This window comes from Methylobacterium sp. (assembly GCF_019750675.1).
Lineage (GTDB): Bacteria > Pseudomonadota > Alphaproteobacteria > Rhizobiales > Beijerinckiaceae > Methylobacterium.
In genome coordinates, this window is record NZ_JAIEOF010000077.1 from 1 (window position 1) to 7,055 (window position 7,055).

At 71.5% G+C, this 7,055-nt stretch carries 7 protein-coding genes; 2 read left to right on the forward strand and 5 right to left on the reverse strand.

Translation table 11 applies throughout. The features are described from left to right. Positions 1–18 precede the first annotated feature (18 nt). The 4 genes from K2X24_RS03985 to K2X24_RS04000 form a co-directional block, all read right to left on the reverse strand. Positions 19–1,032, reverse strand: coding sequence for an adenosine kinase (locus K2X24_RS03985; protein ID WP_292494884.1), 1,014 nt, complete (start codon positions 1,030–1,032; stop codon positions 19–21). A gap of 86 nt (positions 1,033–1,118) precedes the next feature. Continuing rightward, positions 1,119–1,673 carry a Uma2 family endonuclease gene (locus K2X24_RS03990; RefSeq protein WP_292494886.1) on the reverse strand — a complete coding sequence of 185 codons (555 nt, stop codon included), beginning with the start codon at positions 1,671–1,673 and terminating at the stop codon, positions 1,119–1,121. Between the two features lie 79 nt (positions 1,674–1,752). After that, positions 1,753–2,076 carry a hypothetical protein gene (locus tag K2X24_RS03995; protein WP_292494888.1) on the reverse strand — a complete coding sequence of 108 codons (324 nt, stop codon included), beginning with the start codon at positions 2,074–2,076 and terminating at the stop codon, positions 1,753–1,755. Positions 2,077–2,155: 79 nt separating this feature from the next. Then, a complete protein-coding gene (locus tag K2X24_RS04000; RefSeq protein WP_292494890.1) occupies positions 2,156–3,064 on the reverse strand; it encodes a sulfite oxidase heme-binding subunit YedZ in 909 nt (302 codons plus the stop codon). A 251-nt stretch (positions 3,065–3,315) separates the two neighbouring features. On the opposite strand from K2X24_RS04000, the gene ligA reads away from it, so the two are divergent. Together ligA and K2X24_RS04010 are read left to right on the forward strand one after the other, a co-directional pair. Further along, entirely contained in the window at positions 3,316–5,772 is a 2,457-nt protein-coding gene (gene ligA / locus K2X24_RS04005) for an NAD-dependent DNA ligase LigA (RefSeq protein ID WP_292494892.1), read from the forward strand. A gap of 90 nt (positions 5,773–5,862) precedes the next feature. Beyond that, positions 5,863–6,738: a 3'-5' exonuclease gene (locus tag K2X24_RS04010; RefSeq protein WP_292494894.1), complete on the forward strand. Its 876-nt coding sequence runs from the start codon at positions 5,863–5,865 to the stop codon at positions 6,736–6,738. A gap of 9 nt (positions 6,739–6,747) precedes the next feature. Here K2X24_RS04010 and K2X24_RS04015 read toward each other — a convergent pair. Then, on the reverse strand, positions 6,748–7,055 hold a 308-nt coding region (locus tag K2X24_RS04015; protein ID WP_292494896.1), incomplete at its 5' end, for a DMT family transporter.

Sequence of the window (7,055 nt, forward strand, 5' to 3'; positions counted from 1 at the left end):
GCGTTCGCGGCGACGGCGTCAGAGCAGACCCTGCGCCTTGGCGAGGGCGACGAGATCGTGCTGCGGCCGGGCGCCGATGTGCTGGATCACTTCGGCGGCGGCCAGCGCCCCGAGGCGGGCGCTGGCGCCGTGGTCGAGGCCACGGGCATGTCCGGCGAGGAAGCCCGCCGCGAAGAGGTCGCCCGCCCCGGTGGTGTCGACGAGTTCGTGCACCGGCGAGGCGGGCACGGCCTGCACGTTGCCGCCCTGGATCACGAGGGCGCCGTCCGCCGAGCGCGTGACGAGGCCGAGGAGGTCCTTGCCGCGGGCCGCGCTCTCGTCGCGCAGGGCCCGGATCGCGGCCTCGGCATCGTCGGTCTCGTAGAGGCTCTGCAACTCACCGATATTCGCGAACAGGATGTCGATGCTGCCGTCGCGGATCAGGCCGAGGAACTCGTCGCGGTAGCGCCCGACGCAGAACGCGTCCGACAAGGTCAGTGCCGCGGCGTTGCCGGCCTCGTGGGCGATGGTCACGGCCTTGCGGAACGCGTCCTTGGCGGCCGGCGGATCCCAGAGATAGCCTTCGAGATAGACCACGCGGGCGCTCGCCACGGTGGCGGCGTCGACGTCGGCCGGGGACAGGCCCTGGCAGGCGCCGAGATACGTGTTCATGGTGCGCTCGCCGTCCGGCGTGACCAGGATGAAGCAGCGTGCGGTGGCCGGTCCGTCGCTGGCGGCGGCGACGGGGAAGCGGACGCCGGTGGCCTTGAGGTCGTGCGCGAACAGGCCGCCGAGCTCGTCGTCGCGGACCTTGCCGACGAAGCCGGTCCTGGCGCCCAGCATCGCCGCGCCCACGGCCGTGTTGGCGCCGGAGCCGCCCGACACGATGGTGGCCGGGCCCATGGCGGCGAAGAGCGATTCCGCCCGTGCCTCGTCGATCAGCTGCATCGCGCCCTTGGGCACGCCCTGTGCGGCGAGGAAGTCCTCCTCGGTGCGGGCGATGAGATCGACGATGGCGTTGCCGAGAACGAGGAGGTCGAGGGATTCGGGCATCGGGCCGTCCAGTCTGGCGATCGAGGGGGGAACTGCGCCGGGCTGTGGCATCGCCCCTGGCGGGGGTCAAGCTACGGGTGCCGCCATCAGGGCTCCGTCAGGCAGGCCGAAACGTCGAGGCGGAAACCCGGCGGCGTCAGGTCGATGGCGCCGGACCCGGTGAGGCGGGTCTCGATCAGCTCGTCCGCGCCGCGCTTGTGATGGATCATCATGCGCTTGACCGGGTCGACGATCAGGTAGTGCATAAGGCTCGGGACGCGGAAGTATCCGACGAGCTTCTGACCCGTGTCGATCCGTCCGGTGCTCGGTGACAGAACCTCGATCACGATGACGGGCTCGGTCGCCACGGTGGCATCGGCATCGAGACGCGGACCGCAATAGACCAGGGCATCCGGCTCGAAGCTGGTCGCGTCGTCGATCCGAACCGTGATGCCGTCCGGCAGCATGTGACAGGGCAGCCCCGCCGACCGGATGCCGGAACGGAGTGCAACCTGCACCGCGAATTTCGTCTCCGCGTGCCGCACCCGCTGCGGCGCCATCGCGAAGACCTCTCCGTCGAACAGCTCGTAGCGGTCCGGCTGGTGCTCGGCCCAGGCCAGGAATTCCTCGACGCTCATGCGGGATTTCGGCTGAACGCTCATCGATTGGGTCCCTGCCCGGCCTCTTAGGCGCGTGCAAGCCGCACTGTCTAGCACGCGTGGACCATTCGCCGAAGACCCGTCACGGCTGCAGGGCTTTCACCTCGCACTGCGCGTAGTCGCTGCTTGCCTTCACGTAGGCGTTGAGCGCCTTGACGTAGGCCTCGGCCAGGGGGCGGAACGCGGCGGCCTTCTCGTTGTAGGCCTTGATCGCGTCGTTGTAGCTGTAGGCTTCCCAGCCTGGGCAGCCGCCCTTGGCCTCGAGGCAGGCGGGCTTGGCCGGAAGTGGCGGCTTGGTCGGACGGGCCGTCGCCGGGGGCGGCTCGGGCAAGGTGCAGGCCGCCTGCGCCGCGCCCGCCGAGACGCCGAGGCCGAGGGCCGCCACCGTCAAGATCCGTGTCCACATGCGGGCTGCTCCCTCCGCGACGCCGGGCGTTTCATGCGCGTGCCGGCCAGCCGGAGCAAGCCCCGGCGCGGGAGCGACGTCAGCGCGCCGCCACCGCCTCCCGCGCCGGGGCCGGGCGCGTGGCCGGTGCGGGCTTCGCCTTGCCGCGCCCGCTCTTGTCCATTCGCACCCGCACGGCATTCAGCACGGGCACGGCGAGGCCGAGGGCCAGCACCCACCAGGCCGGCCGGACGGTCTCCGGGAAATCCAGGTTGGCCGACAGGACGAGGCTCGCCGGGATGCCGCTGGCGACGCCGTACCAGGCCGCTTCCAGCAGCGCGGTCAGGAGGGCGGCGGCCACCGCGAGACCCAGGAGGGTGAGCGGGTTGGTCGGCCAGCCGAAGCGCTGCATGGCGCGGTGACCCATCAGCAGCAGGAAGGCGCCGGTCCAGAAGACCGGATCGGAGACGTCGATCTTGGCCTGCAGGAAGTAGTGGATCAGGCCCAGGATCGCGATGACGTAGACGGTCTTGTGCAGGCGCGGCCAGGCCTTGCCGAGGCGCCGGATCATCCCGTCCGTGGAGGTGATGCCGAGTACCGTGAGGCCGAGCAGCGCGACGAAGCCGATGGTGAGGTAGATCCGGGACACGATCTCGCTGACGACCTTGGTCAGTACGAAGTTCTGATCGACGACGTAGAGCATCAGGTGGATCAGCACGTAGGCCAGCACCGTCAGGCCGAGCATGCGGCGCACGAGGATGAGCTTCGGCGCGTGAGCGATGCGGCGCAGGGGCGTCACCGCCAGCGAGAGCATCAGGAATCGCACCGCCCACTCGCCGGTGCCGTGCAGGAGCGCGGTAATGGGCTTCGCTCCGAGGGCATCGGCCGCGTAGGCGCCGGCCAGCCACAGGCCGGGAGCCAGAGCGAACAGGAAGGTCGCGAGCTTCAGGCCGGAGACGCGTCCGGCGCGGTCGCGCCAGGGCGCGGAGAAGGCGGGCAGGGCTGGCATGGCGATCCGGGATCGTTGGGCGTTCTGGTCGGAAGATAGGGGCCGCTGAGGATCCGTGAGGCGGCGCGGGGTCGCAGCCGGTCTCGCGGGTCCATCGCGGGGTCGTGGTGTCGAGACCACTTCGCTCGGCCGGCGCGCGGGTTACAGGCCTGTGCAGAGCCGCGGCCCGTCCGGAACCTTGGCCGGTGCCGCGACGGTTGTCGGTTGCTATAAGCCGCCGTCGCGCCCGCCCCCGATCACGAAGCATCCCCATGCCCACAGAGACCGCCGTCGACAGCCTCGAGACGATGACCGCCGAGACGGCGCGGGCCGAGCACGCGGACCTGTCCGACCGGATCGCCGAGGCGGACCGCCTCTATCACCAGGAGGACGCCCCCGAGATCACGGATGCGGAATACGACGCGTTGCGCCGCCGGCTGGAGCAGATCGAGGCGCGGTTTCCGGATCTGGCCGGAACCGGCGCCGCCAGCGCGTCCGTGGGCGCCAAGCCGTCCGAGAAGTTCGCCAAGGTGCGGCACGCGGTGCCGATGCTTTCGCTGGGCAACGCCTTCGCGGACGAGGAGGTGGCGGAGTTCGTCGCCCGGGTCCGGCGCTTCCTGAATCGGCCCGAGACCGAGCCCCTGGCCTTCACCGCCGAGCCGAAGATCGACGGTCTCTCCCTGGCCCTGCGCTACGAGGACGGGCGCCTCGTCACGGCGGCGACCCGCGGCGACGGCGAGGTGGGCGAGGATGTCACCGCCAATGCCCGCACGGTCGCGGATATTCCACAGCGACTCGCCGGGGCCGACGTGCCGCGGGTCTGCGAGGTGCGGGGCGAGGTCTATCTCGGTCACGCGGATTTCGCCGCCATCAACGCGCGCCAGGCAGCCGCCGGAAAGGCCCTGTTCGCCAATCCCCGCAACGCGGCGGCCGGTTCCCTGCGCCAGCTCGATCCCGAGATCACCCGCTCGCGGCCGCTGAAGTTCTTCGCCTATGCCTGGGGCGAGGTGGTGCCGGCGTTCGAGGGCACGCAGCACGGCGTGCTGGAGCGGTTCCGGGCCTGGGGGCTGCCGGTCAACGATCGCACCCGGCTCTGCGCCGACGCCGAGGCGATGATCGCGCATTACCGGAGCATCGAGGCCGCGCGCGCCGACCTCGGCTACGACATCGACGGCGTCGTCTACAAGGTCGACGACCTAGCCCTGCAGCGCCGCCTCGGCTTCGTCTCGCGCTCGCCGCGCTGGGCCCTCGCCCACAAGTTCGCCGCTCAGAAGGCGCTGACCGTCGTCGAGGACATCGAAATCAATGTCGGGCGCACCGGCTCCCTGAACCCGCTGGCCAAGCTCCGCCCCGTGACGGTCGGCGGCGTCGTGGTCTCGAACGCCACCCTGCACAACGAGGGCTACGTCCAGGGCGTGGGCGGCGACGGCGAGCCGATCCGCGATGGGCGCGACATCCGGGTCGGCGACACCGTCGTGGTGCTGCGGGCCGGCGACGTGATTCCGAAGGTGATGGACGTCGTGCTGGAGAAGCGCCCGGCCGATTCGAAGCCCTACGAATTCCCGACCCATTGCCCCGCCTGCGGGAGCCGGGCGGTGCGCGAGATCAACCCGCGCACGGGCAAGCCCGACGCCGTGCGCCGCTGCACCGGCGGCCTGATCTGCCCGGCGCAGGGCGTCGAGCGCCTGAAGCACTTCGTCTCGCGCAACGGCTTCGACCTCGAGGGCTTCGGCCAGACCTATATCGAGGTGCTGTTCGAGGCCGGTCTGGTGCGCCAGCCCGCCGACCTGTTCCGGCTCGAGTTCGAGCCCCTGAAGGCCGCCATCGTGGCCCGGCGCGAGGCGCTGTCCGCCGAGCGCCGGGCGGAAGGGGTGCCCCCCCCGAAGAAGCCGACCAAGAAGAAGGGCGAGGAGGAAGACAAGGCGATCAAGAACCTCCTCGCCTCGGTCGAGGACCGCCGCAGCCTGCCGCTGAACCGCGTCCTCTTCGCCCTCGGCATTCCGGAGATCGGCGAATCCACCGCCAAGGCCCTGGCCAAGCGGTTCCCTGACATGTCCGCCCTGATGGCGGGTGTCGCCGCGGCCGCCCGCGACCAAGCCGGGCCGGCCTGGATCGAACTCTCGGCGCTACCCCGCATCGGCCCGACCACCCGCGACCGCCTGCTGGAGGTGGGGTACCCCCGCGCGGGTGGCGAGGTAGAAGCCGCTGAGGACGAGGCGGAGGCTCAGCCGCAGGGGCACGTGCGCCTGTCGGCGCCCCAGCGCGCCAGCCTGCTGGCGCATTACGGCAACGAGGATGCCGTCGCCGCCGGTATCGCGCGGGCGGCCGGGCAGCGGCCGGGCGACGCCTATCGCCACTTCGCCGATGACGGCGAGATCGGCCCGGTCGCGACGGATTCGCTGATCGCCTTCTTCGCCGAGCCACACAACGACGCGGCGGTCCGCGCGCTGCTCGATCAGGTGAAGACCGAGCCCATGGCGGCCCCCGCCACCGCGACCGCCTTCGCGGGCAAGACGGTGGTGTTCACCGGCAGCCTGGAGCAGATGACCCGCTCGGAGGCCAAGGCCACGGCCGAGCGCCTGGGCGCCAAGGTTTCCGGCTCGGTCTCGGCCAAGACCGACCTCGTCGTGGCGGGGCCGGGGGCGGGTTCCAAGCTGAAGGATGCCGAGAAGCACGGCGTCGAGGTCATCAGCGAGGCGGCATGGCTGGCGCTCGTCGCCAGCGCTTGAGCCGGAAATCGCGGGCGCCTAGACTCGGCGGGGCCCGCACCCGTGGGCGCCTGGCCGCGTCCGGCCGGCAGAGGTTTTCTCGGCCACCGCATGACCGTCATCGCCCTCGACTTCGAGACCGCCAACGAGCGGCGCGACAGCGCCTGTGCGGTCGGCCTCGCCTGGATCGCCGGCGGCCGGGTGGTCCGGCGTGAATCCCGCCTGATCCGTCCGCCTGCCTTACGCTTCTCGCCCGGCAACATCCGCGTCCACGGCATTCTCCCGGCCGACGTCCGCGACAAGCCCGATTTCCCCACCGTGATGGCGGAGTTCCTGCCCGATCTCGCCTCGGGGCTGATCCTCGCCCACAATGCCGGCTTCGACCTCGGCGTGCTGCGCGCCTCCCTGGCGGCCTACGGCGTCCGGCCACCGGCCTTCTCCTATCTCTGTACGGTGCAGATCGCCCGGCGGGTGTTCCCGGCCGAGGAGGGCTGCGGCCTCGGCAAGGTCGCGGCGCGCCTCGGTATCCGGTTCGCCCACCACGATGCCGGCGAGGATGCCTATGCCTGCGCGGAGATCGCGCTGGCCGCTGTCCGGGAGACGGGCGCGCCGGACGTGCCCGCCCTGTCGCGGACGCTTCGCCTGCCGATCACCACGGTCCCGTCGGGGCCCGACCGCGCGCCGCCGCCGCAGGGCCGGCCGGTCTCGCTGACGGAGCGGGCCCGCGTCGCGGCGGGGGCGCGTCCCACGGCCTCGGCGGGCCTGCACTTCGCGGTGCGCGGCAGCAGCGGCAACCGCTACGCCGTGACCCTGGAGGATCGCAGCAACGGGCCGCACCTGCGCTGTACCTGCATGGCCGGACGCTACGGCACCCGGTGCCGCCACGTGAAGGCGCTGCTCGACGGCGACATCACCGACCTCCTGTCGAGCAACCACGCCGACGTGGAGGTGCTGCGCGTGCGGATGACCGCCACTGAGGTCGGGTGAGCCGAAGCCTCAGCGCCGGATGAGGATGACACCGCCGATCAGGAGCGCCACGCCGATCAGTCGCGGCCCATCGACGGCGCGCTGGGCGAGGCCGAGCCATCCGAAATGGTCGAAGGCCACCGAGGCGAGCATCTGGCCGGTGACGAGGAGCGCCAGGAAGGTCGCTGCCCCGAGTGCCGGCACGAGAATCGTGGCCAGCGCGATGAAGACCGCGCCGAAGAACCCCCCGCTCCAGGCCCACCAGGGGATGCGCGCGGTCAGGCTCGCCGCCGGCAACGGATCGCGCAGGGCCAGGGCCAGCACCACCATGGACAGCA